18 protein-coding genes are annotated in these 19,249 nt (G+C 71.4%); 6 read left to right on the top strand and 12 right to left on the bottom strand.

The window, feature by feature from the left end:
• Positions 1 to 114: 114 nt before the first annotated feature.
• The 8 genes from BCF74_RS12205 to ahcY form a co-directional block, all read right to left on the bottom strand.
• Positions 115 to 1,350 carry a winged helix-turn-helix domain-containing protein gene (locus BCF74_RS12205; RefSeq protein WP_106298238.1) on the bottom strand — a complete coding sequence of 412 codons (1,236 nt, stop codon included), beginning with the start codon at positions 1,348 to 1,350 and terminating at the stop codon, positions 115 to 117.
• Between the two features lie 71 nt (positions 1,351 to 1,421).
• Entirely contained in the window at positions 1,422 to 2,135 is a 714-nt protein-coding gene (locus tag BCF74_RS12210) for a response regulator (RefSeq protein WP_281257185.1), read from the bottom strand.
• A gap of 96 nt (positions 2,136 to 2,231) precedes the next feature.
• On the bottom strand, positions 2,232 to 2,915 hold the full coding sequence (hpf, locus tag BCF74_RS12215) for a ribosome hibernation-promoting factor, HPF/YfiA family (RefSeq protein ID WP_106298240.1): 684 nt from the start codon (positions 2,913 to 2,915) through the stop codon (positions 2,232 to 2,234).
• Positions 2,916 to 3,046: 131 nt separating this feature from the next.
• The gene (locus BCF74_RS12220) at positions 3,047 to 3,772 is read right to left on the bottom strand and encodes a ComF family protein (RefSeq protein ID WP_106298241.1); all 726 of its coding nucleotides are present in this window, start codon (positions 3,770 to 3,772) and stop codon (positions 3,047 to 3,049) included.
• 90 nt (positions 3,773 to 3,862) lie between these two features.
• A complete protein-coding gene (locus BCF74_RS12225) occupies positions 3,863 to 5,713 on the bottom strand; it encodes an LpqB family beta-propeller domain-containing protein (protein WP_170070233.1) in 1,851 nt (616 codons plus the stop codon).
• Complete coding sequence (gene mtrB, locus BCF74_RS12230; protein WP_245889330.1) at positions 5,710 to 7,395, bottom strand: MtrAB system histidine kinase MtrB; 1,686 nt, start codon at positions 7,393 to 7,395, stop codon at positions 5,710 to 5,712. The genes BCF74_RS12225 and mtrB overlap by 4 nt, the downstream gene beginning before the upstream one ends.
• Positions 7,396 to 7,397: 2 nt before the next feature.
• Positions 7,398 to 8,075, bottom strand: a complete 678-nt coding sequence (mtrA, locus tag BCF74_RS12235) for an MtrAB system response regulator MtrA (RefSeq protein ID WP_106298243.1) — start codon at positions 8,073 to 8,075, stop codon at positions 7,398 to 7,400.
• Positions 8,076 to 8,349: 274 nt separating this feature from the next.
• Positions 8,350 to 9,801, bottom strand: a complete 1,452-nt coding sequence (gene ahcY / locus BCF74_RS12240) for an adenosylhomocysteinase (protein ID WP_218279262.1) — start codon at positions 9,799 to 9,801, stop codon at positions 8,350 to 8,352.
• 260 nt (positions 9,802 to 10,061) lie between these two features.
• On the opposite strand from ahcY, the gene BCF74_RS12245 reads away from it, so the two are divergent.
• The 4 genes from BCF74_RS12245 (at position 10,062) to BCF74_RS12260 (ending at position 12,571) form a co-directional block, all read left to right on the top strand.
• Positions 10,062 to 10,319 carry a hypothetical protein gene (locus tag BCF74_RS12245; protein ID WP_146132959.1) on the top strand — a complete coding sequence of 86 codons (258 nt, stop codon included), beginning with the start codon at positions 10,062 to 10,064 and terminating at the stop codon, positions 10,317 to 10,319.
• A 72-nt stretch (positions 10,320 to 10,391) separates the two neighbouring features.
• Positions 10,392 to 10,940: a CsbD family protein gene (locus BCF74_RS17935; RefSeq protein WP_342747574.1), complete on the top strand. Its 549-nt coding sequence runs from the start codon at positions 10,392 to 10,394 to the stop codon at positions 10,938 to 10,940.
• A gap of 78 nt (positions 10,941 to 11,018) precedes the next feature.
• Positions 11,019 to 12,035, top strand: coding sequence for a DUF808 domain-containing protein (locus tag BCF74_RS12255; protein WP_106298245.1), 1,017 nt, complete (start codon positions 11,019 to 11,021; stop codon positions 12,033 to 12,035).
• A 5-nt stretch (positions 12,036 to 12,040) separates the two neighbouring features.
• Positions 12,041 to 12,571, top strand: coding sequence for a YbaK/EbsC family protein (locus tag BCF74_RS12260; protein ID WP_106298246.1), 531 nt, complete (start codon positions 12,041 to 12,043; stop codon positions 12,569 to 12,571).
• 236 nt (positions 12,572 to 12,807) lie between these two features.
• Here BCF74_RS12260 and BCF74_RS12265 read toward each other — a convergent pair whose 3' ends face one another.
• From BCF74_RS12265 to BCF74_RS12275, 3 genes are all read right to left on the bottom strand, one after another.
• Positions 12,808 to 14,001, bottom strand: coding sequence for an SIS domain-containing protein (locus tag BCF74_RS12265; RefSeq protein WP_106298247.1), 1,194 nt, complete (start codon positions 13,999 to 14,001; stop codon positions 12,808 to 12,810).
• A gap of 113 nt (positions 14,002 to 14,114) precedes the next feature.
• Positions 14,115 to 14,300: a Trm112 family protein gene (locus tag BCF74_RS12270; RefSeq protein WP_106298248.1), complete on the bottom strand. Its 186-nt coding sequence runs from the start codon at positions 14,298 to 14,300 to the stop codon at positions 14,115 to 14,117.
• 2 nt (positions 14,301 to 14,302) lie between these two features.
• Complete coding sequence (locus BCF74_RS12275; RefSeq protein ID WP_106298249.1) at positions 14,303 to 15,784, bottom strand: phosphomannomutase/phosphoglucomutase; 1,482 nt, start codon at positions 15,782 to 15,784, stop codon at positions 14,303 to 14,305.
• 137 nt (positions 15,785 to 15,921) lie between these two features.
• On the opposite strand from BCF74_RS12275, the gene BCF74_RS12280 reads away from it, so the two are divergent.
• On the top strand, positions 15,922 to 18,288 hold the full coding sequence (locus BCF74_RS12280; protein WP_245889331.1) for an ATP-binding cassette domain-containing protein: 2,367 nt from the start codon (positions 15,922 to 15,924) through the stop codon (positions 18,286 to 18,288).
• 49 nt (positions 18,289 to 18,337) lie between these two features.
• On the opposite strand, the gene BCF74_RS12285 is transcribed toward BCF74_RS12280, so the two are convergent.
• The gene (locus tag BCF74_RS12285; protein WP_106298251.1) at positions 18,338 to 18,724 is read right to left on the bottom strand and encodes a DUF3499 domain-containing protein; all 387 of its coding nucleotides are present in this window, start codon (positions 18,722 to 18,724) and stop codon (positions 18,338 to 18,340) included.
• A gap of 60 nt (positions 18,725 to 18,784) precedes the next feature.
• On the opposite strand from BCF74_RS12285, the gene BCF74_RS12290 reads away from it, so the two are divergent.
• Positions 18,785 to 19,210, top strand: coding sequence for a metallopeptidase family protein (locus BCF74_RS12290; RefSeq protein ID WP_245889332.1), 426 nt, complete (start codon positions 18,785 to 18,787; stop codon positions 19,208 to 19,210).
• Positions 19,211 to 19,249: the final 39 nt, after the last annotated feature.

Raw genomic sequence — 19,249 nt, forward strand, 5'->3', positions numbered from 1 at the left:
CCGTCCCCAACCGTCCAATTGGGTGAGCTCGGGACACACCCGTCCAATGGGGTGAGCTCGGGACACGGGCCCACCGTCCCCAACCGTCCAATTGGGTGAGCTCGGGACGGCGGCTCAGGCGGGCAGCGGGGTGAGCTCGACCTCGCGCAGGTCGAGGTGGTCCGCGAGCGCGGTCAGCTCTTCGTGGAGCTCGCGCGCGTCGTCCACTCCCCCACGTCCCGGCTCCCACGTCACCCTGCGAGCGAGCAGCCGCCCGCCGGGTCGGTCGGCCTTGAGGTCGACGCGCGCGACGAGGTCCTCCCCGAGGAGGAAGGGCAGCACGTAGTAGCCGTGCACCCGCTTCTCCTCGGGCACGTAGATCTCGAGCCGGTAGTCGAAGTCGAAGAGCGCGGCCGTCCGGTCCCGCTGCCAGATGAGCGAGTCGAAGGGTGAGAGCAGCGCCCGCGCCGCGATGCGTCGTGGTCGCCGAGCGTCGACGTGCAGGTATGCCGGCCGCTTCCACCCGTCGATGTTCACCGGTTCCAGCTCACCGGCCGCGACAAGCGCGGCGATGGCGGGGCGGGCCTGCTCGGGCCTGAGGCGGAAGTAGTCGCGCAGGCACTGCTCGGTCCCGACCCCGTGGGCCCGGGCCGCGATGCGGACGAGCTCGACGAACGCCTCCGCGTCGCTCGGCCGCAGGGCCGGTGACTCGGCGACGTCGCGAAGGTGGGGTGGGAGCACCCGGGACGGGACGGCATACCGACGCTCGAACTGGCTGGTGCGCCCGGCCGAGCTGACCTCACCGGCCCAGAAGAGGTGCTCCAGGGCGGCCTTGACGAGCGACCAGTTCCACCCCCAGTGCTCGCGCTCGCGTGGGCGGTCGTGGGCGAGGGCGGACTCGACCTGCCGGCTCGTCATCGGGCCGCGGGCGCGGACCTCGGCGAGGACGGCGTCGACGATCTCGGGGTGGTCGCGCTTGACGCGCTGCATGCCACCCCAGGACTCGTCATGGGCCCGGCGCATCCGGAAGTCGAGCAGCGGCCACGTCGCGGGCGGGATGAGCGAGGCCTCGTGCGCCCAGTACTCGACGAGGCGGCGCGGCGCCCGGTCGCGCGCCCGGTCGACGAGGGCGCGGTCGTGCGGCCCGAGGCGGGAGTAGAACGGCAGGTAGTGGCTGCGCGAGACGACGTTGACGCTGTCGATCTGGACGATGCCGACGGTGTCGATGACCCGCTGGACGTGCCGTGACGTCGCCGTCCACGGGTCGGGGCGGGGCGCCGCGAACCCCTGCGCGGCGAGGGCGATCCGGCGTGCGGCGCGCTGGGTCAGCCGGCGCGGTGGGACGGGTGTCACCGGCGCGACGCTGCTCATGCACCCATCATCACCGCAGGCACCGACATCGCCGCGACCAGCCGGGGGCACGGGGGTGACGGGAGCGCCGGTCAGGCGTCGGGCTCGATGAGGTTGCGACGCAGGGCGTAGAGCGCAGCCTCGACGCGGGAGTGCAGCTGGAGCTTCTCGAGGATGTTGCGCACGTGGTTCTTCACCGTGTTCTCGCTGATGAAGAGCTGGCTCGCGATCTCCTTGTTGGCCTTGCCCTTGGCCACGAGCGCCAGCACCTCGAGCTCACGCTCGGTGAGGCGTGGCCCGCTCGTCGCCTCCTTGGGTGGCTCGTTGCTCAGCCGGGAGAACTCGGCGATGAGCTGGCTGGCCATGTGCGGCGGCACCATCGACTGGCCCGCGTGGGCGAGCCGCACCGACTGGGCGATCTCCTCGGTGGGGAGGTCCTTGAGGAGGTAGCCGCTCGCACCGGCCTTGATGGCGGCGAAGAGGTCGGCCTCGTCGTCGGACGCCGTGAGGATGAGGATCTTGGTGCCGGGCGACTTCTCCTTGATCGCGGTGCACGCCTCGATGCCGCTGTTGCCCGGCATGCGCACGTCGAGCAGCACGACGTCGGGTTCGTGCTCGAAGACCTTGGCGACGGCCTCGGCTCCGGAGCCCGCCTCGGCGACGATGTCGAGGTCGGGCTCCAGGCCGATGACCGCCTGCATGCCACGACGGTAGAGGTCGTGGTCATCGGCGATGACGATGCGGATACGGTCAGTGGCCTCCCCCGGGGACGAGGCCTGCTGACCCCTCAAGGGTTGCGGACTCACCGCGTCATGGTGACACACATCGACACCACGTGGAGGCAAAACAGAACATTCCACCTGCGCAGATGCCGGCGTCCCCGTCAACCGGGGTGACCGAAGTCAGGATGCGGCGGCGCGCTCCGGGGCCGCTGCGGGCTCTGGGACCGCGGCCGGACCGGACCCGGTCTGCGCGTCGGTGCCGCCGTCGAGGTCGAGGTGCAGCACCCCGTAGGACCAGCCGCGGCGCCGGTAGACCACGCTCGCCTTGTCGGTCTCGACGTCGTGGAAGAGGTAGAAGTCGTGACCGACGAGCTCCATCTCCTTGAGCGCCTGCTCGAGGGACATCGGGCTCGACACATGGACCTTCTCGCGCACCTCGATCGGGGAGTCGGCGAACATCCCGCCGTCGTCCTCGGAGTCGTCGTGGGCGGCACCGTTGCTGCTCGGCTCCGGTGGCACGAACGCGGTGGCCGTGGCCACGGACTCCTGCGTGTGCCGGCCGCGGCGCACACTGCGGTCGTGCTTGCGGCGCAGCCGTTCGAGGAGCTTGTCGAGGGCCACGTCCACGGCGGCGTACTTGTCCTCCTGGCACGCCTCGGCACGCACGACCGGGCCCTTGACGTGGACCGTGATCTCGATGCGCTCGCAGGCCTTGGACTGGCGGCGGTTCGCCTCATGACTGACGACGACGTCGATGCGGCGGGCGCGGGGCGCGAGCTGCTGCACCTTGTCGAGCTTGGCGGTGATGTGCTGCCGGAAGCGGTCCGAGACGGTGGTGTGACGTCCGGTGACGACGATGTCCACTGATCCTCCTGAAGACGGGGGCGTGCCTGGCTGGCCTGACGTGCCTGTCGAGGGCTACGGGCGAACGGCTCCACCTCCCACGGAGGGTGCGGCGTCTGATAGAGCGACGGTAGACCTGTCGATGAGCCCTTTCAAGAGATGGGTCGGGATCCACCGCCGAAGCGCCGGGGCGTCGCCCCGATGGCGGCCGCGACGACCCCTGCCGCACCGGCGTCGGTGAGCGCACGGGCCGCCTCGGTCAGCGTCGCACCGGTCGTCACGAGGTCGTCCACGACGACGCAGACCGACCCCCGCACGGTCGGCTCACGCCGTTCCGGCACCGCCATGGAGTGCGCGAGGTTGTCCGCCCGGGCCTGCGCGCCGAGCCGGGACTGGTCCCTCGTGACCCGCGTCGGCACGAGCACCGGGGCCACGACGACCCGCCCGGGCAGGGCCCGGGACGCAGCCTGCACCACGGACACGAGCGGCACGTCGCCGCGACGACGGCGAGCCCTGGGCGAGCCCAGAACGGGGACGACGAGCAGGCCGCGTCCGACGAGGGCGGCCCGCGCCTCGGGACCGGCGGCAGCACGTCGCAGGGCCGGCGCCAGGAGCGCGCCGAGCGCGCCGGCGAGGTCCCGCCGGTCCTCGTCCTTGTATGCCGTGACGAGCGCCCGCAGCGCACCGGTCGCCGCCCCGGCGACCCAGCAGGACGGCATACCGGCTGGTTCGGGGTCGGGACGACACCGGGTGACGTCGACGGAGAGGCACGCTCGCACCTCCCCGCGACAGGTCCGGCACAGCCGGGCCCCCGGACGGTGGCAGAGGGCGCACGTCACGGGCAGGACGAGGTCGACGAGGTCACGCAGCACGAGCACAGCCAAGCCGGGGGGTCACCGTCGCGCCATCGCCGCAGGGACCCACTGTGGACGACGAGCCGTCCGGTCCTCGCCTGTGGACGAGTGGAGTCAGTGCGCGGGGACGGCCACGTCACTGCCGGTGCCGAGCGAGAGCCACTGTCCCCCGGCCCGGCTGAGCACGCGCTGGTCCGAGGTGGTGACGATGATGTCGCGCTCGCCGCCGACCGTCGTGATCGCCACGGCGTCCGGGGTCTCGGCGAGCGGCTGGTCCTGCCCGTCGACGGAGATGACGTAGGGCCGCAGCTTCTCGTTCGTCCCGACCCGCTGCCCCAGCGCCGCCAGGGACAGGTCCGAGAGCCAGACGAGGTCCTTGAGAGCGGTCAGGGTGGCCCCGAGCCGCAGCGGCGGAGCGAGCCGCGCGGGCACACCACCCTCGCCACGGGCCACGCCGGCGAGGTCGATGCGCGGGTCGGACCCGTTCGCGGCCGTGTGCAGGACGGCCACCCGGTCACCCTCCGGCGACGGCTTCGCCTCGACGACCCTGCGTCCTGCGAGCCACTCCGCGCTGACCGGCTGGGCCGTGGCCAGCCGCTCGCGAGAGGGGTCGCCGGAGACGTCGACCGTCCACAGCGAGATGTCCGAGTCCTCGTCGAGACCGGTGCCGCCGAGCCACAGCCGACCCGTGCGGTCGTAGGACGGGCGACCGACGTTGGTGCCGAAGAACGGCACCTCGTATCGGGTCACCCCACGGAACCGTGAGATGCCCTTGCCGTCCGGGTCGACGGCGGCGATCTCCTCACCGTCCGCCGAGAGGGCGAGCGAGGTGAAGTCGTGTGGGACGTCGACGTTGCCGGAGGGCTGGGGGTCCTCCTCGCTCCCGAACGTCGTGGGCAGGAACGAGATCGCCGCACGTCGCCGGACCACGGCACGCCCGGTCGAGGACACGTCGGGCTCGACGAAGCCGACCTGTTCCAGTGAGCGGACGGGCAGGTCGACGTCGGGGAGCTCGAGCGTCGTGTCGCCGACCTTGACCCGGACCCCTTGGACGCTGGGGTCCTGCACCAGGGTGGAGACGAGCTGGACGTAGACGTTCTCGCGCTGCGTGCGGTCCGTCGGGACCGACCCGGTGATCTCGACCTCGGCGACGCCGTCGGTCACCGTGACCGAGTCGGCGATGAGCCGTGAGCCTGCGGGGATCGCCGTGGTCACCGCATCGGCGAGGTATGCCGGTGGGGCGCCGAGCTGCGCGCGCGCCAGTCGCGTGGCGAGATGGTCGCGCGGGAACCACAGGCGGTCGGGGACGAGCGAGCGGCCGTCGCGGCTGAGGTAGTGCACGTCGTAGGGCTTGAGCAGCCTGCCCAGGTCCGAGGTCGTGAGCCAGCGCCCGAAACCCTTGGGAACACTGCTGATCCGCCATTCGTCGTTGATCCGGGCGAAGCCGAAGTCGGCGCTGCGTGTCGTCCCCTGACGGGCGCCGACGAAGCGGCCGTCGGGCCCGATCGTCGAGTCCACGACCGCGGTGAGGCGGGCGCTGTCGGCCTTGATCGGGGTGACCTTCGGCGGGGCACTCGTGGAGTAGAGGACGACCTCGCCCTCGGGGACCCAGGTGCGCGCGGCGTCCTCGGTGAGGTAGCTGCGCGCCGTGGAGTAGTCGCCGTCACTCGCCGCCCCGGCACGCACGAAGCCGAGGATGACCTGCTCCTGCGTCGCGCCCTTCGTCGGCCCCGGGAAGAGCGCTCGGGGCGGTTGCACGTCCGCTCCGCGCACCTCGAGCCCCGGCTCGACCGGGGTGTGCGCACCGACGCTCGCGCAGCCGGTGAGGACGACCGCAGCAAGGAGCGTGGCGAGCAGAGCACGACCGGCGCGGACGGAGCGGGTGCCGGCGGTGGCCCGGAACCGGCCGGCACGCGCCGGTCCCACGCGCGGCACCGGCCGGCATACGTGAGTGGTCCGGGTCATGGCCGCTCCCCCGGCGAGAGCGGCAGCGGCGAGGCGGTCAGCGTCTCCCCCGACCGCTCGGGGAGGGTGAGCCGGAAGCGGGAGCCGACCCCGGGCTCGCCCCATGCCTGGAGCCAGCCGTTGTGCAGCCGGGCGTCCTCGAGGGCGATGGCGAGGCCGAGGCCGGTGCCGCCGGTGGTCCGCGCCCGGGCCGGGTCGGCCCGCCAGAAGCGGGTGAACACCATCGAGGCCTCCCCCGGCCGCAGGCCGACGCCGTGGTCCTCGACGACGACGGCGACGGCCCCGTCCTCGGCGCGCAGGTGCACGGTGACCGGCTGGCCCTCCCCGTGCTCGATGGCGTTGACGACGAGGTTGCGCAGGATGCGCTCCACGCGACGCTCGTCCACCTCCGCCTCGACCGGGCCGGGCGCGACGACGGTGACGGTGGACCCACGGCGCTCGGCGAGGGGTCGCGCCGCCTCGACGACCTCGGCGACGGTGTCGCGCAGGTCGACGGGCTCGACGTCGAGTGCGGCGGCACCCGCGTCGAAGCGGCTGATCTCGAGGAGGTCCGAGAGCAGGGACTCGAACCGGTCGAGCTCGCCCTCGAGCAGCTCGGCGGACCGGCTGACGACCGGGTCGAAGTCACCGCGCGACTCGTGGATGAGGTCGCTCGCCATGCGGATGGTCGTGAGCGGGGTGCGCAGCTCGTGGGAGACGTCCGAGACGAACCGCTGCTGCACACGGCTCAGGCCTTCGAGCTGGCGGATCTGCGCCTGCAGGCTGTCGGCCATCGCGTTGAAGGAGGTGCCGAGGAGCGCGAGGTCGTCCTCGCCGCGGGCCGGCATACGTTCGTTGAGCTTGCCCGACGAGAGGCGCTCGGCGACCTCGGCGGCACGGCGCACCGGTGAGACGACCTGTCGGGTGACCACCCATGCGACCGCGCCGACGAGGACGATGAGGATGAGGCCGGCGACGGTGAACGCGGTGGAGATGAGGTCCATGGTCCGCAGCTCCTGCGCCATGGGGAAGATGTAGTAGAGGTCGTAGCGGCCGGCGCCCGGGACCTCGACCGAGCTGCCGACGAAGACGGCGGGGACCTGGCGGCCGTCGACGAGGATGTCGCCCACCATGCGCTGCTGGCGCGTCGGGTTCGCGGCGACCTGCTCGCGCAGCTCCTGGCTCACCGACGCCAGACCGATGCGGTTGGACTCCAGTGGCGTGAGCTGGATCGGGCTGTTGTTGCCGGCTCCCCGCATGAAGACGACGTAGCGCGACGGGTCGGTGCCCGGAGGGGTGAGCGTCGAGCTCATGATGTCGCTGGCGAGGATGTTGAGCGCCTGCGAGGTCGTCGCCGGGGCGCTGTTGTCCCACTGGCTCTGCGCCTCGGACGTCAGCAGCTGGGCCTCGGCCTCGCTCGCGCGGATCTTGTCGGCCTGCAGCCCGGTCGCGATCTCGTTGTAGAGGTAGGAGCCGAGCAGCGAGATGACGACGATGCTCAGTGCGACGGTGGTCGTGACCACGCGGAACTGGAGCGAGCGGCGCCAGGTGCGCCGCAGTGCCCGCCACCCGCGCACGATGGCCCGCGCGACCGTCCCCAGGACGCTCTGCGCCGCCGCCCCGAGCTGGCGCATGTGCCCGGCCAGGGTGGGTGAGGGCGACGACGTGCCGATCGTCGTCTTGCTGATCGGCGTCCCCGCCATGGTCAGCTCGATCCGGCGCGGTACCCGACGCCGCGAACCGTCACGACGACCTCCGGGTGCTCGGGGTCCTTCTCGATCTTGGAGCGCAGGCGCTGGACGTGGACGTTGACGAGGCGGGTGTCGCCGGCATGCCGGTAGCCCCAGACCTGCTCGAGCAGCACCTCGCGGGTGAAGACCTGCCACGGCTTGCGGGCGAGTGCGACGAGCAGGTCGAACTCGAGCGGGGTGAGGCCGAGCTCCTCGTCGCCGCGCTTCACGGTGTGGCCGGCGACGTCGATGGTGAGGTCGCCGATGGTGAGCCGCTCGTGCTCGACGTCGTCACCACGGCGGAGGCGGGCGCGGACGCGGGCGATGAGCTCCTGCGGCTTGAACGGCTTGACGACGTAGTCGTCGGCGCCGGACTCGAGGCCGACGACGACGTCGACGGTGTCGGTGCGGGCGGTGAGCATGACGATGGGGACGCCGGACTCGGCGCGGATGCGCCGGCACACCTCGAGGCCGTCGATGCCGGGGAGCATGACGTCGAGGAGCACGAGGTCGGGCCGCGACTCACGGAATGCCGCGAGCGCGCCGTTGCCGTCGGCGACATGGCTGACCTCGAGGCCCTCGTTGCTCAGCACGATCCCGAGCATCTCGGCCAGCGCCTGGTCGTCATCGACGACGAGCACGCGTCCCTTCACGGTTTGCCCTCCCGGTGGCACCACGGTTCCGACACGGATACGAACGGTGCGGAGCGCCGCACCGTTCCGCACATCGTCGCACAGTCACCTCGGCGTTTCGGTGAGCTTGCCCGTCAGACGACCGTATGCCGTCCGCTCACCCGCGCACCGCGCGCAGTACCTCGGGCTCGCTGGCGAAAAACCGGGGCAAAGCCTCCGAAAACGACGGTATGCCGGCCGCGCAGGAGCGCGGACGGCATACCGACAGCGGCCCGAAGGGCCGAAGGACACGACCTCAGTAGCGGTAGTGGTCGGGCTTGTACGGGCCCGCCACGTCGACACCGATGTACTCGGCCTGCTCCTTGGTCAGCTCGGTCAGCTCGGCGCCGAGGGCGTCGAGGTGGAGCCGGGCGACCTTCTCGTCGAGGTGCTTGGGCAGCACGTAAACCTGCTTGTCGTACTCGTCGTTCTTGGTGAACAGCTCGATCTGGGCGATCGTCTGGTTCGCGAACGAGTTGCTCATGACGAAGCTCGGGTGGCCCGTGGCGTTGCCGAGGTTCATGAGCCGGCCCTCGGACAGCACGATGATGCTTCGGGGCGGCCGGCCATGCCCCTCAGGGAACGTCCACTCGTGCACCTGCGGCTTGATCTCGGTCTTGGTGACGCCGGGGACCTTGGCGAGGCCGGCCATGTCGATCTCGTTGTCGAAGTGGCCGATGTTGGACACGATCGCCTTGTCCTTCATCTGCGTCATGTGCTCGGCGGTGATGATGTTGAAGTTGCCGGTCGTCGTGACGAAAAGATCGGCCACGTCCACCACGTCCTCGAGGCGGGCGACCTGGTAGCCCTCCATCGCGGCCTGCAGCGCGCAGATCGGGTCGATCTCGGTGACGATGACGCGAGCGCCCTGGCCGGCGAGCGCGGCGGCACAGCCCTTGCCGACGTCGCCGAAGCCCGCGACGACGGCGACCTTGCCGCCGATGAGGACGTCGGTGGCGCGGTTGAGGCCGTCGAGGACGGAGTGGCGGCAGCCGTACTTGTTGTCGAACTTGGACTTGGTCACCGAGTCGTTGACGTTGATCGCCGGGAAGAGCAGGTCACCGGTCTTGGCCAGCTCATAGAGCCGGTGCACGCCGGTCGTCGTCTCCTCGGTGACGCCCTTGATGCCCTCGGCGACCTTGGTCCACTTCTGCGGGTCGGCCGCGAGGGTCCTGCGGACGAGCTCCTTGAAGACACCGATCTCCTCGGAGTCCTCGTCGGTCGTGGGCGGCACCTGACCGGCGGCCTCCCACTCGCGGCCCTTGTGCACGAGCATCGTCGCGTCACCGCCGTCGTCGAGGATCATGTTCGGGCCGTCGCCGCCCGGCCACGTGAGGATGGCGTCGGTGCAGTCCCAGTACTCCGGGAGGGTCTCGCCCTTCCACGCGAAGACGGGCACGCCCTGCGGGTCGTCGACGGTCCCCTCGGGGCCGACGACGACGGCCGCGGCCGCCTCGTCCTGGGTCGAGTAGATGTTGCACGAGGCCCAGCGGACCTCGGCGCCGAGCGCGACGAGGGTCTCGATGAGGACGGCGGTCTGCACGGTCATGTGCAGCGAGCCGGCGATCTTCGCGCCCTTGAGCGGCTGCGCGGATCCGTACTCCTCACGCAGGCTCATGAGGCCGGGCATCTCGTGCTCGGCGAGTCGGATCTGGTGACGGCCGGCCTCGGCGAGGCTCAGGTCGGCAACCTTGAAGTCGAAGGACATGGGTGATCTCTTCCGTGTCTGTGTCGTATGACGCCCGCTCACCGTGGCGGTGAGCGCGGACGCCCGGTTGTCTGACCCGGCGCAGCCCATCTGGGCGAACACGGTCGCGGCGACGGGCACAGGTGGCCCGAGGTCACGTGGAGCGGGGCATCTCCCGCGCCGGCACCCCCACTGTACCGAGCGGCGCGGTAGACATGAACGTGTGCGGGGCTCGCCCGCACCAGCAGCGACGAGCACGACGGGAGTCCAGAGCGATGAGCATGAGCGAGTCCGAGAACACCGAGACACCTGCCGACACGGAGGCCACCGGGGGCACCGAGGACACCCGAGGTGGCACGGAGGACACCCGGGGTGACGCGGAGCCGGCGCCCGAGCGAGTCACCGACGACGAGGTTCGCGACGAGGTCCGCCTCGACCTGGACCAGGAGAGCATCGAGGACTGGGACGACGTGCGCGACGACTACGCCGTCGACCCCGGCCAGGACCCGGTGCGTCCGGCCCTCAGCGAGGACGAGTAGGCCGGCCCCGGGGTCGGCGAACTCCCCGACCGCTCACGCCCCTCTCGCGCTGGCCGATGGCTAGCGTGGCTCGTGTCCAACCGACCGAGAATCAACTCCGAGGAGATGGCCATGGGCATGGACGACATCAGGAACAGCGCCGCGAACACTGCCGACGAGGCAGCGGGCAAGGCCAAGGAGCAGTGGGGCAAGGCGACCGGCAACGAGTCGCTCGAGGCCGAAGGTCGCATGCAGGACGCGACGGCCGACGTGCGCCAGGACGCCGACGCCGTGCGTGACCGCTTCGACGACACCGACGGCAGCTTCGGCGACAAGGTCGACGCCGCGCGTGACGAGGCCGGAGACCGGTTCGACTCCACCCGCGACTCCGCCGGCGAGGCCACCGACTCGTTCGGCGACCGGGTCGACGCCGCGCGCGACAACGCGGGCGACCGTCTCGATGCCGCCCGCGACGACGTCAGCGAGAAGCTCGACGTCGAGGACCGGGGCGACCCGGGCCTCGGGCCGGTCGGCGAGGGCATGCGCAAGGCCGAGGACTCGGTGAGCGCCGCCGAGGACAAGGTCGGCGACGCCGTGCGCGGGCTCGGCGACAAGATCAAGGGCGCCTTCGACAAGAAGTGAGCCCCCGTCGCGGTCTGGGTAGGGTGACGTCGTGACGCACTCGACCCAGACCGCCCTGACGATCGAGCGAGCCCGCTGATGGCCGGCGGACTCTTCGCCCTCCTCGACGACATCGCCGTCCTCGCCAAGGCCGCTGCGGCCTCCGTCGACGACATCGGCGCCGCCGCGGGCCGGGCCAGCGCCAAGGCCGCCGGTGTCATCGTCGACGACACGGCGGTGACGCCGCGCTACGTCCACGGGCTCGACCCTGCCCGCGAGCTGCCGATCATCAAGAAGATCGCCATCGGCTCGCTGCGCAACAAGCTCCTCTTCATCCTGCCGGTCGCGATGCTGCTCAGCCAGTTCGCCGAGTGGGCGCTCACTCCGCTGCTCATGATCGGTGGCACCTACCTCTGCTACGAGGGTGTCGAGAAGATCTGGGAGAAGCTCTCCGGCCACCAGGAGGGCAAGGCCGGCGAGGCGCACGAGCAGGGTCTCGTCGCCGACGAGGACACCATCACGAGCGGCGCCATCCGCACCGACTTCATCCTCTCGGCCGAGATCATGGTCATCTCGCTCAACGAGGTGAAGGACGAGCCGTTCCTCACGCGCGCAGCCATCCTCGTCGTCGTCGCGATCGCGATCACCGTCCTCGTCTACGGCGTCGTCGCGCTCATCGTGAAGATGGACGACGTCGGCCTCGCGCTCACCGAACGCTCCGGCGGCAAGTCCGCCCTCGGCCGCGGGCTCGTCTCCGCGATGCCTCGCCTGCTCACCACCCTCTCCGTCGTCGGGATCGCCGCGATGATCTGGGTCGGCGGTCACATCCTCCTCGTCGGCCTCGACGAGCTGAGCCAGTACTGGTCGCCGCTCGCCGCGCCGTACGACCTCGTGCACCACGCCGAGGTGTGGGTCAAGGAGGCGACCGGCGCCCTCGGCGGTGTCCTCGGCTGGGTGACCAACACCATCGGCTCGGCCATCCTCGGTCTCATCGTCGGTGCGATCGTCGTCGCCGTGATGCACGTCCTGCCCAAGCGCGGCAGCGACCACGGCGGTGCGGCCCATGGCACGGGTGACGCCCCGGCCGTGCCCGCGCCGGACACCGACCTCTCCTGAGCCGTATGCCGTCCGCTCGCGGAACGCTGGACTGGTCGCCTGCCGGTGACCACACCGACCTGCTCGCCGATGCGGTGGCCACCGCACTCGCGACGGCGCCGGGGGCCGAGGTGGCTCCCATCGACGCAACGCTCGCGGACACCGAGAGGTTCTGTGCGGCATACGACGTCGCCCTCGAGGCGAGCGCCAACTGCGTCATCGTGGCGGGCAAACGCGCCGGTGAGGTGCGCCGGGCCGCGGTCATGGTGCTCGCGACCGACCGTGCTGACATCAACGGGGTCGTGCGGCGGTACCTCAACGTGCGCAAGATCAGCTTCGCCCCGATGGACGAGGCGGTCACGCTGACCGGCATGGAGTACGGCGGCATCACGCCGATCGGGCTGCCCGCGGACTGGCCGGTGGTCGTCGACTCGGCCGTGGTCGCCGCGGGGCCGGTCGTCATCGGCAGCGGCATCCGCGGCAGCAAGCTGCTCGTGGAGGGGTCGGTGCTCGCGGACCTGCCGACGGCCGAGGTCCTCGACCTCGCCCAGCGCTGACGGGATGCCGCTCGTGACTCAGACCGTGTCCGTCAGCCGGTGGGGCGAGGTCCCATCCTCAGGCCGTCGCCGGCTTCTTGTCCTACCGGGCGCGGGATGATCGCGTCGGGTCCAGCGCGGGTGGTGGCGCACTTTGCGCGCGATGACGCAGTTTTGTCTGCGTCCTGCCGCGCAATCTGCGGCCGGCACCCAGCGGCCGCGGACCCGGGGCTTGGCGCCGGGGCGGGCGCGCTGGGCTAGCTGGTGCGGTCGCGCAGCTCGGTGACGTGCCGGGAGACGGCCGGGTCGAGCCCGAGCCCCAGCGCGAGGTAGGTCGCGGCGAAGTCGGTGAGGGCGATGAGCGAGGCGAGCCGCTCGATGGGGTGAGCGCCCGTCGCCTCGACCTCGAGAACGCTCACGCCGGCCTCCCGCGCCGACTCCGTCACCGCATCGGCGAGCCGCACGGCCTCGAGGCTCGCTCCCCCGGCCGGGTCGTCGGGCGGAGCCGGACGGTCCCGCACCATGAGCAGTCCGAGCTGCGGTGCGGGCGGGCCGTCGAGGTAGGGGTCGGCGAAGATGTCCCGTCCACCGTCCGGCGCCCGCCCGGCGGCGTTGCCGCCACCAGAGCTCGTGAACGGCCCGTCGAACGTGGCGACCACCTGCGAAGCCGCATCGGGCAACGCACCGTGCGTGGCCGGCATACGGGCGGTGCGGGCGAGCATCGCGGCCGCGCGGCCGGCAGCCACTCCCGTGAGCGCCCCATCACCGAGGACGACGGGCACGGTCTCGGCGAGGCCGACCGCGATGACCTTGGCGGGGTTGACGAACGACTCCGAGCTCGGGCGGCACTCCTCCGCGCGCTCGTCGAGGAGGTCGGCGACGCGCTCGAGCACCGGCTCGGGGCAGTCGACGAGGCCGAGGCCGTCGGCCGCGAGCAGCACCGGGGTGAGCATCGACCACAGCGCGGCGCGCGAGCTCGGCGCGTCGGACGCGATGTCGACGTGCACGCCGCGGCCGCGAGCAGCGACGTCAGCCAGGGGCGAGTCCGGGGCGCCGACGGTGAGCAGCGCGGCGCCGCGGCGGGCCGCCTCGGCGGCCAGCGCCAGCGGTCCCGCGGCCCGGCCCGACTGCGAGACGGCGATGACGAGGTCGAGCGGACCGATCCACCCCGGCAGCGGCGCCTCGCGCCGCGTCGTCAGCGGAACCGGTGACCCCGGCTCGGCGAGGACGTCGAGGACATCGCACACGACGGCGGACCCGCCGAGCGACGCGACGAGGACCGACCGCGGCCGGTCTCCCCCGGCGACCCGGTCGATGCCCGCCTCACGGGCGGCGACGAACGCCCGGCGCACCTGCGCACCGGCAGTCGCGAGTGCCCGCAGCGACCCACGGGAGTCGAGCGACTCCAGCGCGTCCACGGAGTCGAGGAAGGACTCGTCGAGCTGCGGCACGGCATACCTCGCGTTCGTCGGCGTACGAAGTCTTGGGCCCGGAGGGTGAGGCGCGACCCCGGAGGGTGAGGCGCGACCCCGGAGGGTGAGGCGCGACCCCGGAGGACGCAGGCTCAGCCCGGGCGGCGGGCCTCGTCGACGAGGAGCACGGGCACGCCGTCGTCGACCCGGTAGACGAGGCCGCACTCGGTGTTGGTGCACGCGAGCTCGGGGCCCTCGGCGCCGGTCTCGTCACGCAGCTCCGCGCGGCAGTTCGGGCAGCGCAGGATCTCGCGCAGCCAGGGTTCCATGGTCGCCATCGTCAGCTTCCTCTCACGATCGTCAGGACATCGTCGCGCACTCTGGCCATGGTGTCCGCATCGGCCGCCTCGACGTTGAGCCGGAGCAGCGGCTCCGTGTTCGACGCGCGCAGGTTGAGCCACCACATTGTGTCGTCGTTGCCGCTGCCGGCGTGGGTCAGGGTGAGACCGTCGAGCTCGTCCACGGTGACGTCCTTGTCCGCCGCCCAGGCGCGCACGGCCTCGGTGCTCGCGGCCTGGTCGTCGACGGTCGAGTTGATCTCGCCGGACGCCACGTATGCCGTGTAGTCGCCCATGAGCGCGCTGAGCGGGCCGTCCTGCTCACCGAGTGCGGCGAGGACGTGCATCGCGGCGAGCATGCCGGTGTCGGCGAACCAGAAGTCGCGGAAGTAGTAGTGGGCACTGTGCTCACCGCCGAAGACGGCGTCGGCGCGGGCCATCTCGCCCTTGATGAACGAGTGCCCGACGCGGGTGCGGACCGCGCGGGCTCCGAGGCCGGCGATGACCTCCGGGACCTGGGCGCTCGTGATGACGTTGTGGACGATGGCGACGTCCTGTGGTGTGCGTCCGGCAGCGACCTCGCGGGCGACCTCGCGCGTCGCGATGAGCGCGGTGATGGCGCTCGGGCTCACCGGCTCGCCCCGCTCGTCGACGACGAAGCAGCGGTCGGCGTCGCCATCGAACGCCAGCCCGAGGTCGGCGCCGTGCTCGACGACGGCGGCCTGGAGGTCCCGCAGGTTCTCGGGCTCGAGCGGGTTCGCCTCGTGGTTGGGGAACGTGCCGTCGAGCTCGAAGTAGAGCGGGATGATCGTGAGCGGCAGCTCCGGCAGCCCGGCCTGCGTGCCGAGAACCGCGGGCACCGTGTGCCCGGCCATGCCGTTGCCGGCGTCGACGACGACGGTGAGCGGGCGGCCACCGGAGAGGTCGACGAGGCCGCGGAGGAAGCCGGCGTAGTCGGCGAGCACGTCGCGGTCGGTCGTCGCGCCGACGTCGGAGCGACGCAGCTCACCGGTGCCGTCGAGGATCTCCTGGGCGAGGTCGCGCACCTCGGCAAGACCGGAGTCCTGGCCGACCGGGCGGGCACCGGGGCGGCACAGCTTGATGCCGTTGTATGCCGCGGGGTTGTGGCTCGCGGTGAACATCGCGCCCGCGAGGTCCAGGCTGCCGCTGGCGAAGTAGAGCTGGTCGGTGCTCGCGAGGCCGATGTGGGTCACGTCGACACCGCGGCTCGCGACGCCCGTGCCGAACGCCTGGGAAAGCTCGGGCGAGGTGGCACGCATGTCGTGCCCGATGACGCAGCCGGTGCCGCCTTCTCGCGCGACGACGACCTCCGCGAACGCGGCTCCGAGAGCCCAGGCGACGTCGACGTCGAGCTGCTCGGGGACGAGGCCGCGTACGTCGTACGCCTTGACGAAGTCGGTGAGTTGGTGAGGCACGCCCGCGACTCTACTGGCGCGCTGCCGCGCGACGTGCGCGGCCGGCATACCTCTGATTCGGTCGTATGCCGTTTCGTTCGTGTGCCGTTGCGCTGGCTCGCGCAGTGGCGTCGCGTGAGGAGCAGAGCAACGGGAGCCGACGGCATACCACTGGGCTGCCGTTGCCACGCACTAGCGTGGCGCTCGTGAGCGAACCGACACACCCTGCCGACGGCCACGACCTCATCCGCGTCCAGGGTGCGCGCGAGAACAACCTCAAGGACGTGAGCATCGACCTTCCCAAACGACGGCTCACGGTCTTCACCGGCGTGTCCGGGTCGGGCAAGAGCTCGCTCGTGTTCTCGACGATCGCAGCCGAGTCGCAGCGGATGATCAACGAGACCTACAGCGCGTTCGTCCAGGGCTTCATGCCGGCGCTGGCCCGGCCCGACGTCGACGTCCTCGAGGGACTGACGACGGCCATCATCGTCGACCAGGAGCGCATGGGCGCCAACATCCGCTCGACCGTCGGCACCGCGACCGACGTCAACGCGATGCTGCGAATCCTGTTCTCGCGCTTGGGCAAACCGCACATCGGCACGGCGAAGGCATTCTCGTTCAACGTCGCATCCATCTCCGGTGCCGGCGCGGTGACGATGACCAAGGGTGGCGAGACGGTCAAGGAGCGGCGCGAGTTCAGCGTCCAAGGCGGCATGTGCCCCCGGTGCGAGGGCACGGGCAACGTCACCGACTTCGACTACACGGCCATCTATGACGAGGACAAGTCGCTGCGCGAGGGCGCGCTGACGATTCCCGGCTACAGCATGGAGGGCTGGTACGGCCGGGTCTTCATGGGCAGCGGGTTCTTCGACCCGGACAAGCCGATCAAGAAGTACACCAAGCGCGAGCTCGCCGACCTGCTCCACAAGGGCCCGACGAAGATCAAGGTCGACGGCATCAACATCACCTATGAAGGCGTCATCCCGCGCATCCAGAAGTCGATGCTGTCCAAGGACCGCGACGCGATGCAGCCGCACATCCGTGCGTTCGTCGACCGGGCGGTGACGTTCACGACCTGCCCCGAGTGCGATGGGACGCGCCTGAACGAGCGGGCCCGCTCGTCGAAGATCAAGGGCATCTCCATCGCCGACGCGTGCGCGATGCAGATCAGCGACCTCGCGCAGTGGGTGGTTGAGCTCGAGGAGCCCTCTCTCGCACCGCTGCTCGAGGCGCTGCGCGAGACACTCGACTCGTTCGTGGAGATCGGGCTGGGCTACCTCTCACTCGACCGCCCGGCCGGGACACTCTCCGGCGGCGAGGCCCAGCGCACGAAGATGATCCGCCACCTCGGGTCCTCCCTCACCGACGTCACCTACGTCTTCGACGAGCCCACGATCGGGCTGCACCCGCACGACATCCAGCGGATGAACGAGCTGCTGAAGCGACTGCGCGACAAGGGCAACACCGTCCTCGTCGTCGAGCACAAGCCGGAGGCCATCGCCGTCGCCGACCACGTCGTCGACCTCGGACCGGGCGCGGGGACCGACGGCGGTGAGGTGGTGTTCGAGGGCACCGTCGACGGGCTGCGCGCCTCCGACACCCTTACCGGCCGCCACCTCGACGACCGCGCCCGGCTCAAGGACGAGGTCCGTACACCCACCGGCGCGCTCGAGATCCGGGGCGCCTCGACGCACAACCTGCGGGACGTCGACGTCGATGTGCCGACGGGCGTCCTCGTCGTCGTCACCGGCGTCGCCGGGTCGGGCAAGAGCTCACTCATCCACGGCTCCCTCGCGAAGCAGGACGGCGTCGTCGTCATCGACCAGGGCGCGATCAAGGGGTCACGGCGCTCCAACCCCGCGACCTACACCGGCCTGCTGGAGCCGATCCGCAAGGCGTTCGCCAAGGCCAACGGCGTCAAGCCGGCTCTGTTCAGCGCGAACTCCGAGGGCGCCTGCCCGACGTGCAACGGCGCCGGCGTCGTCTACATGGACCTCGCGATGATGGCCGGCGTCGCGACGACGTGCGACGAGTGCGAGGGACGACGTTTCCAGGCATCGGTGCTCGAGTACACCTTCGGCGGCAAGGACATCAGCGAGGTCCTTGCGATGCCCGTGGCGCAGGCCGAGCAGTTCTTCGGCGAAGGCGAGGCGCGCATCCCCGCGGCGCACAAGATCCTCACCCGGCTCGTCGACGTCGGGCTCGGCTACGTCACCCTCGGGCAGCCGCTCACGACCCTGTCCGGCGGCGAGCGCCAGCGGCTCAAGCTCGCCTCCCAGATGGGCGACACGGGTGAGGTCTACATCCTCGACGAGCCGACGACCGGCCTGCATCTCGCCGATGTCGAGAACCTACTCCAGCTCCTCGACCGGCTCGTCGACGGTGGGAAGTCGGTCATCGTGATCGAGCACCACCAGGCCGTCATGGCGCATGCCGACTGGCTGATCGACCTCGGACCGGGAGCCGGGCACGACGGCGGTCGGGTCGTCTTCGAGGGGACGCCGTCCGAGCTCGTGCAGGCGCGCTCCACGATCACCGGCGAGCACCTCGCCGACTACGTCGCGTCCCGCTGAGCGCCCCGCCCAACGGGCGTGGCGCGGGCACGGCACCCCGAGGGGTCGGTCAGGCGTCGGCGCTGCCGGTGCCCGGCAGGACGCGCAGGTGACCTCGGCGCTGCTCCCCCGGCAGCGGCATGGCGCCGACGACGGCGCTCGCCACGGTGGACTGCGAGGGGGGCGGAGTGCGGGTCTCCCGCACGGCGTCCACGACGGCGAGGAGGTCATCCTGCTCCGGGGCCGGCACATACCCGTCGGAGTCGAGGCGCACGACCTCCCAGCCCTGGGGTGCAGTGAGCCGCATCGCGTGGTTCGCGCACAGGTCGTACGAGTGGGGCTCGGCATAGGTGGCGAGCGGGCCGAGCACGACGGCGCGGTCGGCATACGCGTAGGTGAGGGTGGCGACGGCGGGCTGGCCGCACGCGGTCTTCGTGCACTTCCTCGACGCGTTCACCCCATGGACTCTAGGTCACCGCTCCGACAGCCGCGCGGTGGCACGCCGTACGCTGCTCGAGTGACCCCGAGCCGCCCCCGCTCCCCCGCGCCGGGCCGCAGCCGGGACCGCCGTGGACGTGGCCCGCGAGGCCCGCTCGCGTGGCCGCCCGTGCCGGCGATGCGCTCGCGCCGGGAGGTCTTCGACGACATCGTCATCGATGTCGCCGAGCGTGCCCGCACCTATCTCGGGAGCCGGTATGCCGGTGTCGAGTTCGCCGTGGAGGACGTGCCCCTGTCCGATCCGGCGCCGTGGGAGGAGCCTGCCGCGCCGCTCGGACGGCTGCTGCCCGTGGGTGGCTCGGTCGGGCACCGCGTCGTCGTCTACCGGCGTCCGGTCGAGGCGCGCGTGCGCGACGCGGACGACCTCGGGGCGGTGGTGCGAGAGGTGGTCGCCGAGCAGGTGGCGGCGCTCCTCGGGGTGCCACCTTCGGAGATCGAGCTCTAAGGCGTCACGACAGCAAGAGAGTCAGGCATCACGGCACCG

This window comes from Knoellia remsis, assembly GCF_003002895.1.
In the GTDB taxonomy this organism is placed as follows: Bacteria; Actinomycetota; Actinomycetes; order Actinomycetales; family Dermatophilaceae; genus Knoellia; species Knoellia remsis.

What these genes read in the sequence shown, in the direction of transcription:
- BCF74_RS12205 (WP_106298238.1), bottom strand. Translation starts at nt 1,350, where the DNA reads ATGAGCAGCGTCGCGCCGGTGACACCCGTCCCACCGCGCCGGCTGACC.
- mtrB (WP_245889330.1), bottom strand. Translation starts at nt 7,395, where the DNA reads ATGGCGGGGACGCCGATCAGCAAGACGACGATCGGCACGTCGTCGCCC.
- BCF74_RS12275 (WP_106298249.1), bottom strand. Translation starts at nt 15,784, where the DNA reads ATGCCGGCCGCGCACGTCGCGCGGCAGCGCGCCAGTAGAGTCGCGGGC.
- BCF74_RS12270 (WP_106298248.1), bottom strand. Translation starts at nt 14,300, where the DNA reads ATGGCGACCATGGAACCCTGGCTGCGCGAGATCCTGCGCTGCCCGAAC.
- ahcY (WP_218279262.1), bottom strand. Translation starts at nt 9,801, where the DNA reads ATGTCCTTCGACTTCAAGGTTGCCGACCTGAGCCTCGCCGAGGCCGGC.
- BCF74_RS12225 (WP_170070233.1), bottom strand. Translation starts at nt 5,713, where the DNA reads ATGACCCGGACCACTCACGTATGCCGGCCGGTGCCGCGCGTGGGACCG.
- BCF74_RS12255 (WP_106298245.1), top strand. Translation starts at nt 11,019, where the DNA reads ATGGCCGGCGGACTCTTCGCCCTCCTCGACGACATCGCCGTCCTCGCC.
- BCF74_RS12245 (WP_146132959.1), top strand. Translation starts at nt 10,062, where the DNA reads ATGAGCGAGTCCGAGAACACCGAGACACCTGCCGACACGGAGGCCACC.
- BCF74_RS12260 (WP_106298246.1), top strand. Translation starts at nt 12,041, where the DNA reads ATGCCGTCCGCTCGCGGAACGCTGGACTGGTCGCCTGCCGGTGACCAC.